This is a genomic window from Salinibacterium sp. GXW1014, assembly GCF_044769865.1.
Lineage (GTDB): Bacteria > Actinomycetota > Actinomycetes > Actinomycetales > Microbacteriaceae > Homoserinimonas.
Map to the genome: position 1 here is coordinate 229,237 of NZ_JBIZWA010000002.1, position 16,281 is coordinate 245,517.

The window sequence follows — 16,281 nt, forward strand, 5'->3', positions numbered from 1 at the left end:
CGATGCCCTCCGCCCTCCCTCTCGCCGACCCGGCGCCCCTTGACGGCCTCCTACCGTCGAGCGTCGCTGGCGGCGCTGCCGAACGTGACTTCGGCGTCTACCTGCACGTGCCGTTCTGCCGGGTGCGCTGCGGCTACTGCGACTTCAACACCTACACGGCCGAAGAGCTGCGCGGTGTGCATCGTCGCGATTATGCGGGGCAGGCAGCGATGGAGGTCGCTCTGGGAGCGCGGGTGCTGCGCGAGGCTGAGATAGCGCCGCGGCCCGTGTCGACCATCTTCTTCGGAGGCGGCACGCCAACCCTGCTGCCAGCATCCGATCTCGTGCACATGCTCGAGGCTGTTCGCGCCGAGTGGACGCTGGCATCCGGGGCCGAGATCACGACGGAGGCCAATCCAGATTCGGTGGATGCCGCCTACCTGCAGGAGCTCGCACGGGCGGGCTTCACGCGCGTGTCCTTCGGCATGCAGTCGGCCGTGCCCCACGTGCTCGCGACGCTGGAGCGTACGCATGACCCCGCGCGCATCCCGCTCGTCGTGCAGTGGGCGCGGGACGCTGGCCTCGACGTGAGCCTCGACCTCATCTACGGCACGCCAGGGGAGTCGCTCGATGACTGGCGCCGCTCGCTCGAGCACGCGATCGCGCAGCAACCCGATCACCTCTCCGCCTACGCACTCATCGTGGAGGATGGCACCAAGCTCGCGCGGCAGATCCGTCGCGGCGAGGTCGCGGAGCCCGACGATGACCTCGAGGCCGACATGTACGAGCTTGCGGATGCCCTGCTCGCCGATGCCGGCTACGACTGGTACGAGGTCAGTAACTGGGCCAGGCCGACGAGCGCCGGCGATCATCGCAGCCGCCACAACCTCGCGTATTGGCGTGGGCAGGACTGGTGGGGCGTCGGCCCTGGCGCGCACAGCCACGTCGGCGGCGTTCGCTGGTGGAATGTCAAGCACCCCGCGGCCTATGCAGACCGCGTGCTCGCTGGCCACTCGCCGGCGGCGGGGCGGGAGACCCTTGCGAGCGAGACGCAGGACATCGAGCGGGTGCTCCTTGGCGTGCGCATCCGCGACGGGCTCTCGATCGCCGAACTCCCGCAGAGCGGACGGCGCGCTATCGCTGGTCTCATCGCTGACGGCCTCGTGGACGCGAAAGCCGCCCTGCGCGGATCAGTCGTGCTGACCCTGCGAGGGCGGCTGCTTGCGGATGCTGTCGTGCGGCGACTGCTGGAGTAGCGGTCGCCGAGTCATCCGCTACTGCTTGATGAACTCGATCGTGAGCGGGTACCGGTAGTAGAAGCCCTGGTTGGCCTTGACCGCCGCGATGATCATGAAGACGACCATCGCGATCGGGATGATCATGGCCAGATAGACGATCGCGAATCCGATGCCAAAGGTAAAGACCGCGATGGGGATTGCGACCACGAAGAGCACGATGGTCGCGGCGACCGCGTAGATCGTGTAGGAAATCTGGAAGTTCAACGCCGAACGAGTGTGCTCGCGCACGAAGGGGCCGCGATCCTTCAGCACGAGGTAGCCGACGAGCGCCGGGATGAAGCTGAAGAAGATCCCGCCCACGTGCACGAGCGTCGCCCAGAGCTTCTCGTCGGCGGGGCTCATGGGCTGGTTCGGCTGGTACTGCCCGGGAGGGGGCGGGGCTGCGTTGGTCATGCGCCCATTAAAGCAATGAGCCGAGAGAAAGCAGAGGGCCGGGACAGAAGTCCCGACCCTCGACCGTGGCTACTTGATGAGACGAAGGGCGAAGGGGTACCGGTAGGCAATGCCGTCCTTTGCCTTGATGAAGCCCTGGATGCAGAAGATGATCGTGACGACCCAGAGTGCGAAGGTCAGGAGTCCGCCGATCAGACCCCAGAGTCCGAAGGTCACGACCGTGAGGATTGCATTGATGATCATGACGACGACGTGGGCGATCGTGATCGTGATCTGGAAGTTGAGGGACTCCTTGCCCTCCTGGTTGGTGAAGGAGCCACGGTCCTTGAAGACCAGCCAGATGATAAGCGGGGGGAGGATCCAGAGGATCCCGCCGAGGTGGGCGAACGACGCCCACTGGCGGTCCTCGGCCTGGCTCAGTGGCGCTGCGGGCTGCGCGGCTGCGGGAGGAGTCTGGTCGGTCATGTCATGCCTTTCCATGGGCGATGCCCCGAGACGGGGATCGAGTCTTCTGCCTGCCTGAGAAAAAGCTGAGGGTAGCGCAGGCACTGCATAACCTAGCGCCCACCCACTCCGGGGGGCAATGATTTCGCCGACGGTGGGTCGCTGTAGAATTGGCAGTCACTTGATGCGAGTGCCAAGACTGTGGAGGTGATGCGGATGGTTTCCGATCGGGGCCTTGAAGTACTTCGTGTCATCGTGCAGGACTATGTTGCCTCGCGGGAGCCAGTCGGCTCCAAGTCGATCGTCGAGCGCCACTCCTTCGGAGTGTCAGCAGCCACGATTCGCAGCGACATGGCGCAGTTGGAGGAGGAAGACCTCATCACGGCGCCGCACACGTCGTCTGGGCGGGTGCCGACCGACAAGGGGTACCGCCTCTTCGTCAACCAGCTCGCCGATCTCCGGCCCCTGTCTGCTGCGCAGCGCCACGCAATCGAAGCCTTCCTGGGTGAGTCAACCGACCTTGACGACGTGCTTGCGCGCACCGTGCGACTGCTCTCCCAGCTGACGCACCAGGTGGCCCTCGTGCAATATCCGACGCTCGGGCGGTCACGCATCCGTCATGTAGAGCTCGTGCCGCTCAACCAGGTGCGCCTCATGACGGTGTTGATCACCGACACGGGCCGGGTCGAGCAGCGCATGGTCGACGTGCCCATGGGGATCGACGAGGAGTTCCTTGGCGAGCTCCGCACCCGCATCAACGGCGAACTGGCAGGCCTCGTGCTGAAGGATGCCGCGGAGCAACTGGAAGCCCTGGCCGAATCGTTCGAGCCGCATCGGCGACCCCTCGTCGAGGTCGTCGCGAGCAGTCTCGGCGAGCAGGTCATCGCGAGCCGGCATGACAAGCTCCTGATGGCTGGAACGGCAAACCTCGCCCGCACCGAGGACGATTTCAGCGGCAGCATCTATCCTGTGCTGGAGGCGATCGAGGAGCAGGTCACCCTGCTGCGCCTGTTCAGCGAGATGGAACAGGAGATGGGTGGCATCGCGGTGCGGATCGGCCGCGAGAACGAGTCCTTCGGGCTCGGCGAGGCATCGGTGCTCAGTTCCGGATACGCGGGGGCGAGCGGCGAGCTCGCGCGACTCGGTGTGCTCGGCCCGACGCGCATGGACTATTCGAGCAACATGACGGCGGTGCGTGCTGTGGCGCGCTACCTCTCCAGGTTGCTCAGCGAAAACTGACGAGAAGAGATCGACGGTCGAGGGCGTGAGCCCGCGACATCCGCACGCCGCAGGCTGACGGAGCCGAGAGAACAATATTGAGGAACTGCATTGGCTGACCATTACGAGGTGCTCGGTGTTGACCGCAGCGCGACGCCCGAAGAGATCAAGAAGGCGTACCGTCGCCTCGCGCGCGAGCTGCACCCCGATGTGAACCCGGGCGCCGATGCAGCCGACCGCTTCAAGGATGTGACCCACGCCTACGACGTGCTTTCCGACCCGAAGCGCAAGCAGGAGTACGACCTGGGCGACCAGGCCGGCTTCGGCGGTGGATTCGGCGGCGGCTTCGGCGACATCTTCGAGACCTTCTTCGGCGGCGGGGGCGGCACTCGTCCGCCCCGCTCACGCACGGAACGTGGCCAGGACGCCCTGCTGCGCGTCGAGGTCGAGCTCGCGGATGTCATCTTCGGCACGTCCCGCGAAGTCGAGGTCGACACGGCCGTCGTGTGCAAGACGTGTGGCGGCTCCTGCTGTGCGCCCGGGACGGACCTTCAGACGTGCGACATCTGTGGCGGTTCGGGACTCATCCAGCGCTCCGTGCGCAGCCTGCTCGGCAACGTCATGACCTCGAGCCCGTGTGGCACCTGCCGCGGCTACGGCACGGTCATCCCGCACCCCTGCCAGACCTGCTCGGGCCAGGGTCGCGTGCGCGCCCGTCGCAAGATCCCCGTCGACATCCCGGCCGGGGTCGACACGGGCCTGCGCCTGCAGATGCCCGGCCAGGGTGAGGTCGGCCAGGGCGGCGGGCCGAGCGGTGACCTCTACCTCGAGATCAAGGTGCGGCACCACGACGTCTTCAGCCGCAATGGCGACGACATCCTCGCAACGCTCGAGGTGCAGATGACGGATGCGATCCTTGGCACCCGCGCCGTCTTCGAGTCCCTGGATGGCCCGGTCGAGGTCGAGATCAAGCCCGGCACCCAGAGCGCCGAGGTCATCACGGTCAAGGACCGCGGCATCACGCACCTTCGTGGTTCAGGCCGCGGCGACCTCAAGGTCGGGGTGCAGGTGCTCACGCCGACGAAGCTCAACGGCAAGGCGAAAGACCTCATCCAGGAGCTCGCGCGAGTGCAGAATGCGGTGCCGCCGCACCTCTCGCAGTTCCAGCAGGGGCTCTTCCAGAAGCTTCGCGACCGCTTCCTCAACATCTAGCGCGCATGGCGCACTTCTATCTCGCGGACGGCCTCAGTGACACCGCGCCGGGGTCGCTGGTGACGATCGTGGGTGCCGAGGCGAAGCATGCTGTCTCGGTCAGCCGAGTGCGGGTGGGCGAGGTGCTGTCGATCGGCAACGGCGAGGGCCTCGTCGCGACTGGGCCCGTCGAGGAGGCGGCGCCCACCCGGCTGAGCATCCGGGTCGACGAGGTCGTGCAGCATCCGGCGCCGTCCGCCCGGATCACGCTCGTGCAGGCGCTGGCGAAGGGCGGGCGCGATGAGTCCGCCGTGCAGGCGTCGACTGAGCTCGGCGTCGATGCGGTCGTGCCCTGGGCGGCCCGCAGGTCGGTCGTGAAGTGGGACGGAAACAAGCGGGACAAGGGGCCGGAACGCTGGCGCGCGATCGTGCGCGAGGCCACGAAGCAGTCGATGAGGCCGTACCTGCCGCAGGTGCAGGAGCCCGTGACCACGAAGGAGCTCGCCCGGCTCGCTGAATCGGCACTCGTGCTCGTGCTGGAACCGACGGCGCAGACCCCGCTGACCTCGATCGAGGCGCGCGGGAGGGACGTCGTGCTCGTCGTCGGCCCGGAGGGCGGCATCGCGCCAGAGGAACTCGAGATGCTCGGTGCGGCCGGGTGCGTGCCGGTGAGGCTCGGCAGCAGCGTGCTGCGCACGAGCACCGCCGGCCCCGCGGCACTCGCCGTGCTCAGCGCCCTCACGGAACGCTGGTAGCGCCTCACCGCTCAGAGCGGAAGCGCTTAAGCTGGACTCATGCCAGGCCAAGACGAAGTCTCGATCTTCACGCGAATCATCGACAGGGAGATCCCCGCAGAGATCCTGTTCGAGAGCGACGCGGTCATCGCCATCCGTGACATCGCGCCGCAGGCGCCCGTGCACCTCCTCGTGATCCCCAAGACGCCGAAGTACCGCGACGTCGTCGAGCTCGCGGCTGCCGACCCGGTCCTCCTGACAGAGGTTGTCGCGACGGCGAAGCAGCTGGCCGAAGAACACTGCGGCGGCGAGTTCCGTCTCGTGTTCAACACGGGAGCGGCGGCAGGCCAGACCGTATTCCACGTCCACGCCCACGTGCTCGGGGGCCGACTGACAGAAGAGACCATTGGCGACTGACGACCCGAGAGCAACACCAGCGCCCGTGAAGCGGGAGACCGTCTACGTCGACGGCGTCGCCATGGTGCGGTTGCTGGGCCCCAACGACCGTCTGCTGCGCACGATCGAGGCGCAGCATCCGCTCGTCGAGGTGCACGTGAGGGGCAACGAGGTCACCCTTGAGGGCCCCGACGACGACGTGAGGGCTGCGCGCTCGCTCGTTGACGAACTCGTGTCGCTCATTCGCGACGACGTCGAGCTGAGCGCGAGCGACGTCACCGAGGCGGCTCGGATCATCGCGGATGACTCGGGCGCACGGGCCTCGGATGTGCTCGGCCAGGTCATCCTCACGAGCCGCGGCAAGAGCATCCGCCCGAAGACCATGGGCCAGCGCGCCTACGTCGATGCGATCGATGAGCACACGGTCGTCTTCGGTATCGGTCCCGCGGGAACCGGCAAGACCTACCTCGCGATGGCCAAGGCCGTGCAGGCGCTGCAGCGCAAGGAGGTCGAGCGCATCATTCTGACGCGTCCGGCGGTCGAGGCGGGGGAGCGCCTCGGGTTCCTCCCCGGCACCCTGACCGACAAGATCGACCCCTACCTGCGGCCGCTCTACGACGCGCTCAACGAGATGATGGACCCCGAGGTCGTCGTCAAGCTTCTCGCGATCGGCACGATCGAGGTCGCGCCACTCGCCTACATGCGCGGTCGCACGCTGAACAACTCCTTCGTCATTCTCGACGAGGCGCAGAACACGACGCCCGAGCAGATGAAGATGTTCCTCACACGGCTTGGCTTCGGTTCGAAGATGGTGGTCACGGGCGACATCACGCAGATGGACCTGCCGACGGGCGCGAGCGGTCTCAAGCTCGTGACTCGCGTGCTCGATTCGATCGATGAGATCCACTTCGCGGAACTGACGAGCGACGATGTCGTGCGTCACAGCCTCGTCGGCCGCATCGTCGACGCCTACACGCGCTATGACGCCGAGAAGCAGCGCGACGATTACGAGAGACGGGGGCGCTCCAGGTGAGCATCGAGATCAACAACGAGTCGGTCGTGGAGGTCGACGAGGCCGCGCTGCAGCGGCTCGCCACCTACGCGCTCGACGAGCTTCACGTGCATCCAGATGCGGAACTCTCGATCGTGCTGGTCGACGAGGCGGCCATGGAACAGCTCCATGTGCAGTGGATGGACGAGCCGGGGCCGACCGACGTGCTGAGCTTCCCCATGGACGAACTGCGGCCGGGTACTGAGGATGCGATCACCCCAGCCGGCCTATTGGGCGACGTCGTGCTGTGCCCCCAGGTGGCGCAGGCGCAGGCGGAGACCGCCGGCCACAGCCTCGGCGACGAGCTCCTCATGCTGACGACGCACGGCATCCTGCACCTCCTCGGCTTCGACCACGCCGAGCCCGAGGAGGAGCGCGAGATGTTCGGGCTGCAGCGCGACATCCTGGTGGGCTTCACCATGCAGGAGCGTCGACGACGGTGAGCGACGGCCCGAGTACCACCCTGCCAACGCGGGGAGTGCGCAGGTGACCGCGGCGTTCGTCATCGCGGCGATCCTGCTGATCGCGTTCGGCGGCCTGCTTGCCGCCATCGACTCCGCGCTTGGCGTGCTCTCGCGCAACGACCTGCAGGAGCTCGCCCAGCGCTCGCGCAGCCGCGACGCGATCCTCGCGATTGCAGCGGATGTCGGTGCCCACGTCAACGTCGTCAACTTCATGCGAGTCGTGGCCGAGACGACGGCGGCGGTGCTCGTCACCATGAGCTTCGCGACGCTCTTCGAGGCCTGGTGGTGGGCCCTCCTGTGCTCGGCGCTCGTCATGATCGTGGCGTCCTTCGTGCTCGTCGGATCGAGCCCGCGCTCGGTCGGGCGCGAGCATGCTGCCCCGATCGTCCTGACGACCGCGGGACTCGTCCACGCGCTGCGGGTCCTGCTCGGCCCCCTCGCGGCGGCCCTCGTGGCCGTGGGCAATCGCGTCACCCCCGGCCGGCCGCGCACGGTGACCTTCAGCTCCGAGCAGCAGTTGCTCAGCATGGTGGATGAGGCGACCGAGCTCGAGGTGCTCGAGGAGCAGGACCGCGAACTCATCCATTCGATCTTCGAGTTCAACCAGACCGTCGTGCGTGAGGTCATGGTGCCGCGCACCGACATGGTGACGATCGACGGCACAGTAGGCATCAGTGAGGCGCTTGCGCTGTTCTTCGGCAAGGGTATCTCGCGCATCCCCGTGACCGGTGAGGACATCGACGAGGTGCTCGGTGTGCTCTACCTGCGTGACGTGGCCCGGCTCAGCCACGAACAGCCGCGCGGCCACGAGAGCCTGACGGTGGCGGAGGTCGCCCGACCCGCGCTCTTCGTGCCGGAGTCGAAGAACGTCGACGACCTCCTTCGCCAGATGCAGTTGGAGTCGAACCACCTCGCGATGGTCGTCGATGAGTACGGCGGGATCGCCGGTCTCGTCTCGCTCGAAGACCTGATCGAGGAGCTGGTGGGGGATATCTCCGACGAGTACGACCGCACGCTGCAGGAGGTCAAGGACCTCGGCGAGGGGCGATACCGTGTCTCGGCACGCCTCGCGATCGATGAGCTCGGGGAGCTGTTCGGCTTCGACCTGGACGATGACGATGTCGACTCCGTTGGTGGCCTCCTCACGAAGGGACTCGGCCGCATCCCGGAGAGCGGCGACACCGCGAGTGTCTCGGGGCTGCTGCTCACGGCCGACCGCACTGAGGGCAGGCGTCGACGCCTCGCCACGGTGATCGTGGAACGAGACCAGAGCCTCGCACCCGACGCCGACGACGACGATGATGAGAGAGAAGACGAGTCATGAATGATGCAGCGCAGGAGTCGGCCGCCCACCGGGCGGGCTTCGTGACCTTTGTCGGCCGCCCGAACGTCGGCAAGTCGACGCTCACGAATGCGCTCGTCGGCGAGAAGGTCGCGATCACGAGCAGCAAGCCGCAGACGACGAGGCGGGCGATCCGGGGGATCGTCCACCGCGAGCACGGGCAGCTCGTGCTTGTGGACACGCCCGGGATGCACCGCCCGCGCACCCTCCTGGGCGAGCGGCTCAACTCAGTCGTGCAGGACACGCTTGCTGAGGTCGACGTCATCTGCTTCTGCGTGCCGGCCGACGAGAAGCTCGGCCCGGGCGACCGCTTCATCAACGAGCAGCTTGAGGCCTTCCCGCGCGCACGTCGCGTGGCCCTCGTGACGAAGGTCGACAAGGCCTCCAAGGCCGCCGTTGCCGAGCAGCTCCTCGCCGTGTCGAGCCTCCGCGACTGGGACACGATCATCCCCGTCTCTGCCCTCACGAACGTGCAGTTGGACGTGCTCGTCGATGAGCTCGTCGCCCTCATGCCCGAGTCACCGCCGCTCTATCCGGCCGAGTCGGTCACGGAGGAACAGCTCGAAGACCGAATCTCAGAACTCATCCGCGAGGCGGCCCTCGAGGGCGTGCAGGACGAGCTGCCGCATTCGATCGCTGTGACGGTCGACGACATGATCGAACGCGAGGACAAGGATCTCGTCGAGATCTACGCAAACCTCTTCGTGGAGCGCGACAGCCAGAAGGGCATCATCATCGGGCACAAGGGCGAGCGACTGCGCGAGGTCGGCGCAGCAGCGCGTGCGCAGATCGAACCACTCGTGGGCTCGCCCGTCTACCTGTCGCTGCGGGTCAAGGTCGCCAAGGAGTGGCAGCGTGACCCCAAGCAGCTCGGTCGACTGGGGTTCTGACCGCGTACATCCCTAGGATGATCTTCGCCCACACGGTGCTGATTGGCTGCCAGCGCGGGCGAGCACCGCGTAGCGTTGGATGATGCTTCGTCGCCTGACCGCTCGCCAACTCACCTTCGACGTGGTGGTGTCGGTGCTCTGCGTGCTCGCACGCCTGGCGATGACCGTGGGGTTCAACCTCGCAGAGATCACCTTCGTGCTCTGCATGGGGGCGGCGCTGGCAACACGGCGGCTCAGCCCGCCCATCGCGTTGGCGATCGCCTGGCTGGGTGCCGTCGTGCAGATGTTCGGCGGGTTCCCGCCCGACCTCGCGAACCTCGCGATACTCGCGGTCCTGTATGCGACGGCCGCCTACGGTTCCCCGCGGGTCAAGTGGCTGGGGCTCATCTCAGCCGGCGTCGGGGCCCTCGTCGCGGCGACCTACCTCGTGCTCCTTCCCTCGATGATGTCCGGCTGGGAGATGTCGCCCGCGTCGATCCCGATCGGCTCACTCCCCGTGACCCTGTTCGTGTTCGCCTTCACCGTGGGCGCCATGGTCACGCTGCTGGGCCTGAGCTGGACGCTCGGGCTCCTCACCCGCACCCGGGCGGCCGCCAAGGCCAGCCGCGAGGCGCAGGTGCGTGCCGAGGAAGAGGAACGCCAGGCCCGGCAGCAGGCCATCGTGGAGCAGGAACGCAACCGCATCGCCCGCGACATGCATGACGTCGTCGCGCACTCGCTTGCGGTCGTGATCGCCCAGGCCGACGGCGCGCGCTTCGCCCTTCGCGCCGATCCGGATGCGGCCTCCGGGGCGCTCTCGACGATCGCGTCCGTCGCCCGCGAGGCGCTTGGTGATGTGCGCGTACTGCTGGAGCAGCTTCGGCACAGCCAGGTCGAGGGCCCGCAGCCGACCCTCGACGACCTGCGGCAGCTCCTCGAACAGGTGCGCGCATCCGGACTCCCTGTCTCGGATTCGACGATCGGCATCCCCAGGGAGATCAGCCCGGCGCACCAGATGGCCGTCTACCGCATCGTGCAGGAGGCGCTCACGAACGTGCTCCGTCATGGCGACGCGGGCAGGCCCGTGTCGGTCGTGTTCGACTGGACGAAGTCCGATCTCAGCATCGTGATCGACAGCGCGACCCACGGCGCGGTTTCTCCCGAGCGTGCGCTCGTCGGCCACGGCCTCGCCGGCATGAGGGAGCGCGCCACCCTGATCGGCGGCACATTCGCGGCTGGTCCACGCGGCGACCGCTTCGTCGTCGAAGCGAGCATCCCCGCGCCCGAGGTCTCGAGTCCGCCATCCACTCAACAGCATGGAGTCTCCCTTGGCTGAACCCATCGCCGTCGCCCTCGTCGACGACCAGGCGTTGTTCCGTGCGGGCATCCGCATGCTCGTTGCTTCGCAACCCGACCTCGAGTTCGCGGGGGAGGCCGGCGACGGCCAGCAGGGCGTGGCCCTCGTCGCGTCGTGCCAGCCCGACGTCGTGCTCATGGACATCCGGATGCCCGTCATGGACGGCATCGAGGCGACCGCCCAAATCCTGGCGGACGCGGAGCGCCGGGGTGGAGTCGCGCCGAAGATTATCGTCCTGACCACCTTCGACCTCGATGAGGCTGCCACCCGCGCGATCAGGGCCGGAGCGAGCGGCTTCCTCTTGAAGGACGCCGAGCCCGAATTCCTCCTCGCGGCGATCCGGACGGTGCATTCCGGCAATGCCGTGATCGCGGCATCCGCGACGCGCGAACTCTTCGAGCACTTCGGAGCGGCGCCCGTGCGCCAGGAGCCGGAGGCCTACGGCACGCTCACGGACCGCGAGCGCCAGATCTTCGAGCTCGCGGCACGCGGGCTCAGCAACGCGGAGATCGCACGACAGGAGTTCCTGAGCGAGGCGACCGTCAAGACGCACGTGAGCCGCATCCTCTCCAAGCTGGCGCTGCGAGACCGGGTGCAGCTCGTCGTCTTCGCCTACGAACACGGCCTCGCGACCTAGACCAGATCATCCTCGCGATGTAGTGCCAGGCGACGAGAGGGCGACGCGCGACGGGCGACCGGGCTCGTAGCGTCGATGCCATGTCCTTCATCAACTCCGACGCTGGCCTGGTCGCCCGCGTCTCCGCCGTCAGCAAGTCATATGGTTCCTCGTCGAACCGCGTCATCGCGGTCGATGCGGTGTCACTCGGGATCCGCTCGGGCGAGTTCACCGCGATCATGGGGCCGAGCGGCTCTGGCAAGTCGACCCTCATGCACATCATGGCGGGGCTCGACACCCCGACGTCCGGCCGGGTCTGGCTGGGCGACACCGAGATCACCTCGCTGAGCGATTCGGAGCTCACGGTGCTGCGCCGCCGTCGCGTCGGCTTCGTGTTCCAGGCCTTCAATCTCGTGCCGACGCTCGATGTCGCGGGCAACATCGAGCTGCCGTTCGAGCTCGACGGACGTCGCCCCGACGCAGAGGAGCGCGAGCGCATCACGGAGCTCGTGAATGCGCTCGGACTGGGGGAGAGGCTCACCCATCGGCCCCACCAGCTGTCGGGCGGGCAGCAGCAGCGGGCTGCGATCGCGCGCGCCCTCGCGACCCAGCCCGACCTCGTCTTCGCCGACGAACCGACCGGCAACCTCGACTCGCGCACAGGCCGCGAGGTGCTGGCGCTCCTCTCCGCCGCGAGCAGCGACTATGGCCAGAGCATCGCGATGGTGACGCACGATCCGATCGCTGCGAGTCACGCCGATCGCATCGTGTTCCTTGCCGACGGCCGCGTCGTGGAAGAACGCGAGCGTTCGACCCCGGAGGAGATCAGCTCGTTCATGCTCGGAATGGAGCGTGCAGCGTGAGAGGTCCACGGCGCGACACGATCGCCAGCATCGTCGTGACGGCGCTGAGCGCGGCGTTCGGCGTCGCCCTCATCCAGGCGACCTCGATCCTCGCTACCGTCATCTCGGCCGACGACATCAGCTCTCGCTCAACCGCACAGCTGGCTCTCGTGATGGTCGCTGCCGTGTTCATCGTCATCGCCGTCTATGTCGGCTCGATCGTCACGACGAACACCTTCGCCACGATCATCGCGGGGCGTACGCGCACGATCGCGCTCATGCGCCTCATCGGCTCCTCCGCGTCTGCACAGCGGCGGGCAGTCGCCAAGGAGGGCCTGATCGTCGGGCTCCTGGGGTCCGCGATCGGTGCCGTCGTTGGCGTGGTGCTGACGGCTGGCGGGATTCGGATTGCCGCAGCATCCGGCGCCGTTCCCGACCTCGACTACGTGCTGGCCGACCCACTCGTGCTGCTCCCGGTCGTGATGGTTGTCGTGTCGACCTGGGCCGCATCGTGGCTTGGTTCTCGGGGCGTGCTCGAGGTCTCGCCCATGCAGGCGACCGGTGCTGCGATCGAGCCCTCGCGCGAGGAGAGCGTTCGCCGTCCCTTGCGCAACGCCTTCGCTGCGATCTTCTTCTTCGGCGGGCTCGCGGTGATGGGCGCCGGCGTCGCCTTCGGGCTCGTGAGCCCGCTCGGGTTCCTTGTCGCCTTCCTCGGGGGCATCGCATCGTTCAGTGGAATCGTGCTGGGTGCGCACGTCGTGATCCCGCCGCTCCTGCGGCTTACCGGTCGGATGCTCGGGAGCAGCGCCGCGGCGAGGCTCGCGGCCGAGAACGGCATGCGGTACCCGGGACGCAGCGCGCGCACGACGATCGGCCTTGTCATCGGTGTCACGCTCATCACGACCTTCGCGGTGGCGGCGCAGGGCTACCTCGACATGATCGAGTACTCGCAGCAGCAGTCGCCCGAATCCTACGGAGGAGGCGTCGACGAGTTGCTGCTCGTGACGGTCGGGATCTTCAGCGCTCTCATCGGCTTCTCTGCCGTGACCGCGGCCTTCGGCATGGTCAACACGCTTTCACTCAGCGTCCTTCAGCGGTCGCGCGAGCTCGGCCTCCTGCGAGCGCTCGGCTTCACGGCACGCCAGGTGCGGTCCATGATCATCGCGGAGAGCCTGCAGCTGACCGTGACGGGGGTCGGGTTGGGAGTGCTCCTCGGCGTCGTCTACGGCTGGGCGGGGGCCCAATCCCTCTTGGGCGCCATCGAGGGCAGCCCGGGTCTGGTGTGGCCCTCGGTGCCATGGATGCTTGTGGTGGTCGTCATCGCCGGTGCGGCGCTCGTCACCCTCGTCACGGCCCAGTTCCCGGCTCGACGGGCCACCCGTGTGAGCCCCGTGGCAGCCCTCGCGGTCGATTGAGCGCGGCGCGCGGCCCGTCGACTCGTCGTCAGTCGACGGGCCGCAGCTGCGACCTGACGACGGCGACGTCGGCACCGTAGAGCTCGTCGAGTTCCTGCTGAAGCGTTCCGTCATCGTGGATGACCTCGACGAAGACGTAGCCGTTGTCGATATAGGTGGCCAGCACCCCATCTCGTGCGCCGAGTTCCTGTTGAACCCGCGTGAGCTCCGCCTCGGGAGTCGTGCCGGCGTTGGCGGGGTCGGCGTAGGGGTCCTCGATCGCGATGGGGTCGTAGAGCGCGAGCATGATCGGCGGCTCCGTCACGGTGAGGCGCGTGCCATCCCACGTGCCCTGCACCGCATAGGTGCCCCACGTCGTGCCACCCTCGGTCTCCGCGCCGTCCACGGAGTCCCAGTCCCAGCCGGCGACCTCCGGGCCTCCGCATGCCGGGGGATAGATCATCGTGATGGGTCCGAGGCAGATCTCGACCGGGCCGTCGTCCTTCTGGATGACGGTGCCCTGGCCGATCACCTCGGCCCCGATCGCGGGTGCGGGAACGTCCATGATGTCTCCGGGGTCAGCGCCAGTGCCCGCGCACGCGGCAAGGAGCAGGCAGGCGGTCGCGGCGAGAAACGCGATGCCAGCGCGCGGGGTCGTTTTCGTCATGCTGAAATTCTCGGCGTCGCGCGGACTCGGCGCCACCCAACGTTTTGCGCATCCTGATCGTCAGCGCTGCGGTTCGGGCCACGCGAGGTGGTGTTACCCTGTTGTTGTGCTGTTCGGTCTGCTTCTCCTTAGCTGCCGCGACGAGTCCTAGTCTCCAGGCCTCCCTCGTCGCGGTGTTTGTCATCGGCTGATCCGAACCGAAGCGAGAGAGAACCAAGACCATGAAGAACACGCAGAAGCCGTCCGCGATGCCGATCCACCGGTACCGCCCCTTCCATGAGCAGATCGTCGTCGACCTGCCCGATCGTACGTGGCCATCCAAGCGCATCACGCAGGCGCCCCGCTGGTGCGCGGTTGACCTCCGTGACGGCAACCAGGCGCTCATCGACCCCATGAGTCCCGAGCGCAAGCGCATCATGTTCGAGCTGCTCGTCAAGATGGGCTACAAGGAGATCGAGGTCGGCTTCCCCTCGGCGAGCCAGACGGACTTCGACTTCGTGCGCTCGCTCATCGAGCAAGACCTGATTCCTGACGACGTCACGATCCAGGTCCTGACGCAGGCGCGCGAAGCGCTCATCAACCGCACCTACGAGTCGCTCAAGGGTGCGAAGCGCGCGATCGTGCATCTCTACAACTCCACGAGCATCCTGCAGCGTGATGTCGTGTTCCGCACCGACAAGCAGGGCATCATCGACATCGCGCTCGAGGGTGCGCGCCTGTGCAAGGCGGCCGAGCCCATCGCCGAGGGCACCGAGATCTACTACGAGTACTCGCCCGAGAGCTACACGGGCACGGAGCTCGAGTTCGCGGTCGACGTCTGCAACCAGGTGCTCGAGGTGCTCGAGCCGACTCCCGAGCGCAAGGTCATCATCAACCTGCCCGCCACGGTCGAGATGGCCACACCCAACGTCTATGCCGACTCGATCGAGTGGATGTCTCGGCACCTGAACCACCGCGAGAACGTCATCCTCAGCCTCCACCCGCACAACGACCGCGGCACCGCGGTTGCGGCCGCCGAACTCGGGTACATGGCCGGGGGAGACCGCATCGAGGGATGCCTCTTCGGGAATGGCGAGCGCACGGGCAACGTCGACCTGGTCGCGCTCGGCATCAACATGTTCACGCAGGGCGTCGACCCGCAGATCGACTTCAGCAACCTCGACGAGATCAAGCGCACGGCCGAGTACTGCAATCAGCTGCCCGTGCCGGAGCGCAGCCCCTGGGCCGGCGACCTCGTCTACACGGCCTTCAGTGGCTCGCACCAGGACGCCATCAAGAAGGGCTTCGAGGCCATGGAGGCGCGGGCGGCCGCGCAGGGTGTCTCGGTCGATGAGCTCGACTGGGCTGTTCCGTATCTCCCTGTCGACCCGAAGGATCTTGGCCGCAACTACGAGGCGGTCATCCGGGTCAATTCGCAGTCGGGCAAGGGCGGCGTCGCCTACCTTTTGAAGTCCGACCACGCGCTCGACCTGCCCCGCAAGCTGCAGATCGAGTTCTCGGGCGTCGTGCAGGCGAAGACGGATGCCGAGGGTGGCGAGGTCACGAGCGACGAGATCTGGGCGATCTTCAGCGACGAGTACCTGCCGGCGGCGGATCGCGAGCAGAAGTGGGGCCGCTTCGAGATCCGGCAGACCCGCACCGCGAGCAACCTTGACGGCCAGGTTGACCTTCACGTGAACCTGCGGGTCGACGATGAGAATCGTGAGGTGCACGCGACGGGCAATGGTCCTATCGCGGCGTTCCTCAACATCCTGCGCGACCGCGGCGGCATCGACGTCTCGCTCTACGACTACCAGGAGCACGCGATGAGTGCGGGCGGTGACGCCCACGCGGCCGCCTACGTCGAGCTCAACGTCAATGGCCGAGTGCTGTGGGGCGTCGGCATCGATGCAGACATCTCAACGGCATCCCTCAAGGCGGTCGTCTCGGCGGTCAACCGTGCGGTGCGCCTCGATTCGGTGGCACCCGCGGCAGTGGCGCAGGCCGGCTGACACGCCGCAGGTGAGCTGGCCGGGCGGGGTCGGGG

The 16,281-nt window shown here is 67.2% G+C and carries 17 protein-coding genes; 14 read left to right on the forward strand and 3 right to left on the reverse strand.

Going from position 1 to position 16,281, the window contains the following annotated elements:
• Window positions 1-2 precede the first annotated feature (2 nt).
• Window positions 3-1,235, forward strand: coding sequence for a radical SAM family heme chaperone HemW (gene hemW, locus ACIQK7_RS10875; RefSeq protein WP_403024606.1), 1,233 nt, complete (start codon window positions 3-5; stop codon window positions 1,233-1,235).
• Window positions 1,236-1,253: 18 nt separating this feature from the next.
• Here hemW and ACIQK7_RS10880 read toward each other — a convergent pair whose 3' ends face one another.
• Entirely contained in the window at window positions 1,254-1,670 is a 417-nt protein-coding gene (locus ACIQK7_RS10880) for a DUF4870 domain-containing protein (protein WP_325208557.1), read from the reverse strand.
• Window positions 1,671-1,739: 69 nt separating this feature from the next.
• On the reverse strand, window positions 1,740-2,135 hold the full coding sequence (locus tag ACIQK7_RS10885; RefSeq protein ID WP_403024609.1) for a DUF4870 domain-containing protein: 396 nt from the start codon (window positions 2,133-2,135) through the stop codon (window positions 1,740-1,742).
• 195 nt (window positions 2,136-2,330) lie between these two features.
• Between ACIQK7_RS10885 and hrcA the strand changes: the two genes are divergently transcribed.
• The 12 genes from hrcA to ACIQK7_RS10945 all read left to right on the forward strand — a co-directional run bounded on the left by hrcA (window position 2,331) and on the right by ACIQK7_RS10945 (window position 13,609).
• Window positions 2,331-3,353, forward strand: coding sequence for a heat-inducible transcriptional repressor HrcA (hrcA, locus tag ACIQK7_RS10890; protein WP_403024612.1), 1,023 nt, complete (start codon window positions 2,331-2,333; stop codon window positions 3,351-3,353).
• A 90-nt stretch (window positions 3,354-3,443) separates the two neighbouring features.
• Complete coding sequence (dnaJ, locus tag ACIQK7_RS10895; protein ID WP_403024614.1) at window positions 3,444-4,544, forward strand: molecular chaperone DnaJ; 1,101 nt, start codon at window positions 3,444-3,446, stop codon at window positions 4,542-4,544.
• 5 nt (window positions 4,545-4,549) lie between these two features.
• Window positions 4,550-5,278 (forward strand): 16S rRNA (uracil(1498)-N(3))-methyltransferase, encoded by a 729-nt coding sequence (locus tag ACIQK7_RS10900; RefSeq protein WP_403024617.1) that lies wholly within the window; start codon window positions 4,550-4,552, stop codon window positions 5,276-5,278.
• A gap of 39 nt (window positions 5,279-5,317) precedes the next feature.
• On the forward strand, window positions 5,318-5,674 hold the full coding sequence (locus ACIQK7_RS10905) for an HIT domain-containing protein (protein ID WP_403024620.1): 357 nt from the start codon (window positions 5,318-5,320) through the stop codon (window positions 5,672-5,674).
• 61 nt (window positions 5,675-5,735) lie between these two features.
• Window positions 5,736-6,686, forward strand: coding sequence for a PhoH family protein (locus ACIQK7_RS10910; RefSeq protein WP_403025683.1), 951 nt, complete (start codon window positions 5,736-5,738; stop codon window positions 6,684-6,686).
• Window positions 6,683-7,147, forward strand: coding sequence for an rRNA maturation RNase YbeY (gene ybeY, locus ACIQK7_RS10915; RefSeq protein ID WP_147721396.1), 465 nt, complete (start codon window positions 6,683-6,685; stop codon window positions 7,145-7,147). Before ACIQK7_RS10910 ends, ybeY begins: the two co-directional genes overlap by 4 nt.
• Before the next feature lie 43 nt (window positions 7,148-7,190).
• Window positions 7,191-8,492, forward strand: a complete 1,302-nt coding sequence (locus ACIQK7_RS10920) for a hemolysin family protein (RefSeq protein ID WP_403024623.1) — start codon at window positions 7,191-7,193, stop codon at window positions 8,490-8,492.
• Complete coding sequence (era, locus tag ACIQK7_RS10925; protein WP_403024625.1) at window positions 8,489-9,400, forward strand: GTPase Era; 912 nt, start codon at window positions 8,489-8,491, stop codon at window positions 9,398-9,400. Before ACIQK7_RS10920 ends, era begins: the two co-directional genes overlap by 4 nt.
• A gap of 82 nt (window positions 9,401-9,482) precedes the next feature.
• Window positions 9,483-10,715: a sensor histidine kinase gene (locus ACIQK7_RS10930; protein ID WP_403024628.1), complete on the forward strand. Its 1,233-nt coding sequence runs from the start codon at window positions 9,483-9,485 to the stop codon at window positions 10,713-10,715.
• Complete coding sequence (locus ACIQK7_RS10935; protein WP_403024631.1) at window positions 10,708-11,373, forward strand: response regulator; 666 nt, start codon at window positions 10,708-10,710, stop codon at window positions 11,371-11,373. The genes ACIQK7_RS10930 and ACIQK7_RS10935 overlap by 8 nt, the downstream gene beginning before the upstream one ends.
• 80 nt (window positions 11,374-11,453) lie before the next feature.
• The gene (locus ACIQK7_RS10940; RefSeq protein WP_403024633.1) at window positions 11,454-12,215 is read left to right on the forward strand and encodes an ABC transporter ATP-binding protein; all 762 of its coding nucleotides are present in this window, start codon (window positions 11,454-11,456) and stop codon (window positions 12,213-12,215) included.
• The gene (locus tag ACIQK7_RS10945; protein WP_403024635.1) at window positions 12,212-13,609 is read left to right on the forward strand and encodes an FtsX-like permease family protein; all 1,398 of its coding nucleotides are present in this window, start codon (window positions 12,212-12,214) and stop codon (window positions 13,607-13,609) included. Before ACIQK7_RS10940 ends, ACIQK7_RS10945 begins: the two co-directional genes overlap by 4 nt.
• Window positions 13,610-13,637: 28 nt before the next feature.
• Here ACIQK7_RS10945 and ACIQK7_RS10950 read toward each other — a convergent pair whose 3' ends face one another.
• Window positions 13,638-14,255: a hypothetical protein gene (locus ACIQK7_RS10950; protein ID WP_403024638.1), complete on the reverse strand. Its 618-nt coding sequence runs from the start codon at window positions 14,253-14,255 to the stop codon at window positions 13,638-13,640.
• A 221-nt stretch (window positions 14,256-14,476) separates the two neighbouring features.
• Here ACIQK7_RS10950 and leuA point away from each other — a divergent pair, with 221 nt between their 5' ends.
• Window positions 14,477-16,246: a 2-isopropylmalate synthase gene (leuA, locus tag ACIQK7_RS10955; RefSeq protein ID WP_403024640.1), complete on the forward strand. Its 1,770-nt coding sequence runs from the start codon at window positions 14,477-14,479 to the stop codon at window positions 16,244-16,246.
• The last annotated feature ends 35 nt before the right edge of the window (window positions 16,247-16,281 follow it).

What these genes read in the sequence shown, in the direction of transcription:
- ACIQK7_RS10905 (WP_403024620.1), top strand. Translation starts at nt 5,318, where the DNA reads ATGCCAGGCCAAGACGAAGTCTCGATCTTCACGCGAATCATCGACAGG.
- ACIQK7_RS10930 (WP_403024628.1), top strand. Translation starts at nt 9,483, where the DNA reads ATGCTTCGTCGCCTGACCGCTCGCCAACTCACCTTCGACGTGGTGGTG.
- era (WP_403024625.1), top strand. Translation starts at nt 8,489, where the DNA reads ATGAATGATGCAGCGCAGGAGTCGGCCGCCCACCGGGCGGGCTTCGTG.
- ACIQK7_RS10885 (WP_403024609.1), bottom strand. Translation starts at nt 2,135, where the DNA reads ATGACCGACCAGACTCCTCCCGCAGCCGCGCAGCCCGCAGCGCCACTG.
- hrcA (WP_403024612.1), top strand. Translation starts at nt 2,331, where the DNA reads ATGGTTTCCGATCGGGGCCTTGAAGTACTTCGTGTCATCGTGCAGGAC.
- ACIQK7_RS10880 (WP_325208557.1), bottom strand. Translation starts at nt 1,670, where the DNA reads ATGACCAACGCAGCCCCGCCCCCTCCCGGGCAGTACCAGCCGAACCAG.
- hemW (WP_403024606.1), top strand. Translation starts at nt 3, where the DNA reads ATGCCCTCCGCCCTCCCTCTCGCCGACCCGGCGCCCCTTGACGGCCTC.
- ACIQK7_RS10910 (WP_403025683.1), top strand. Translation starts at nt 5,736, where the DNA reads ATGGTGCGGTTGCTGGGCCCCAACGACCGTCTGCTGCGCACGATCGAG.
- ACIQK7_RS10900 (WP_403024617.1), top strand. Translation starts at nt 4,550, where the DNA reads ATGGCGCACTTCTATCTCGCGGACGGCCTCAGTGACACCGCGCCGGGG.
- ACIQK7_RS10940 (WP_403024633.1), top strand. Translation starts at nt 11,454, where the DNA reads ATGTCCTTCATCAACTCCGACGCTGGCCTGGTCGCCCGCGTCTCCGCC.
- ACIQK7_RS10950 (WP_403024638.1), bottom strand. Translation starts at nt 14,255, where the DNA reads ATGACGAAAACGACCCCGCGCGCTGGCATCGCGTTTCTCGCCGCGACC.
- leuA (WP_403024640.1), top strand. Translation starts at nt 14,477, where the DNA reads ATGAAGAACACGCAGAAGCCGTCCGCGATGCCGATCCACCGGTACCGC.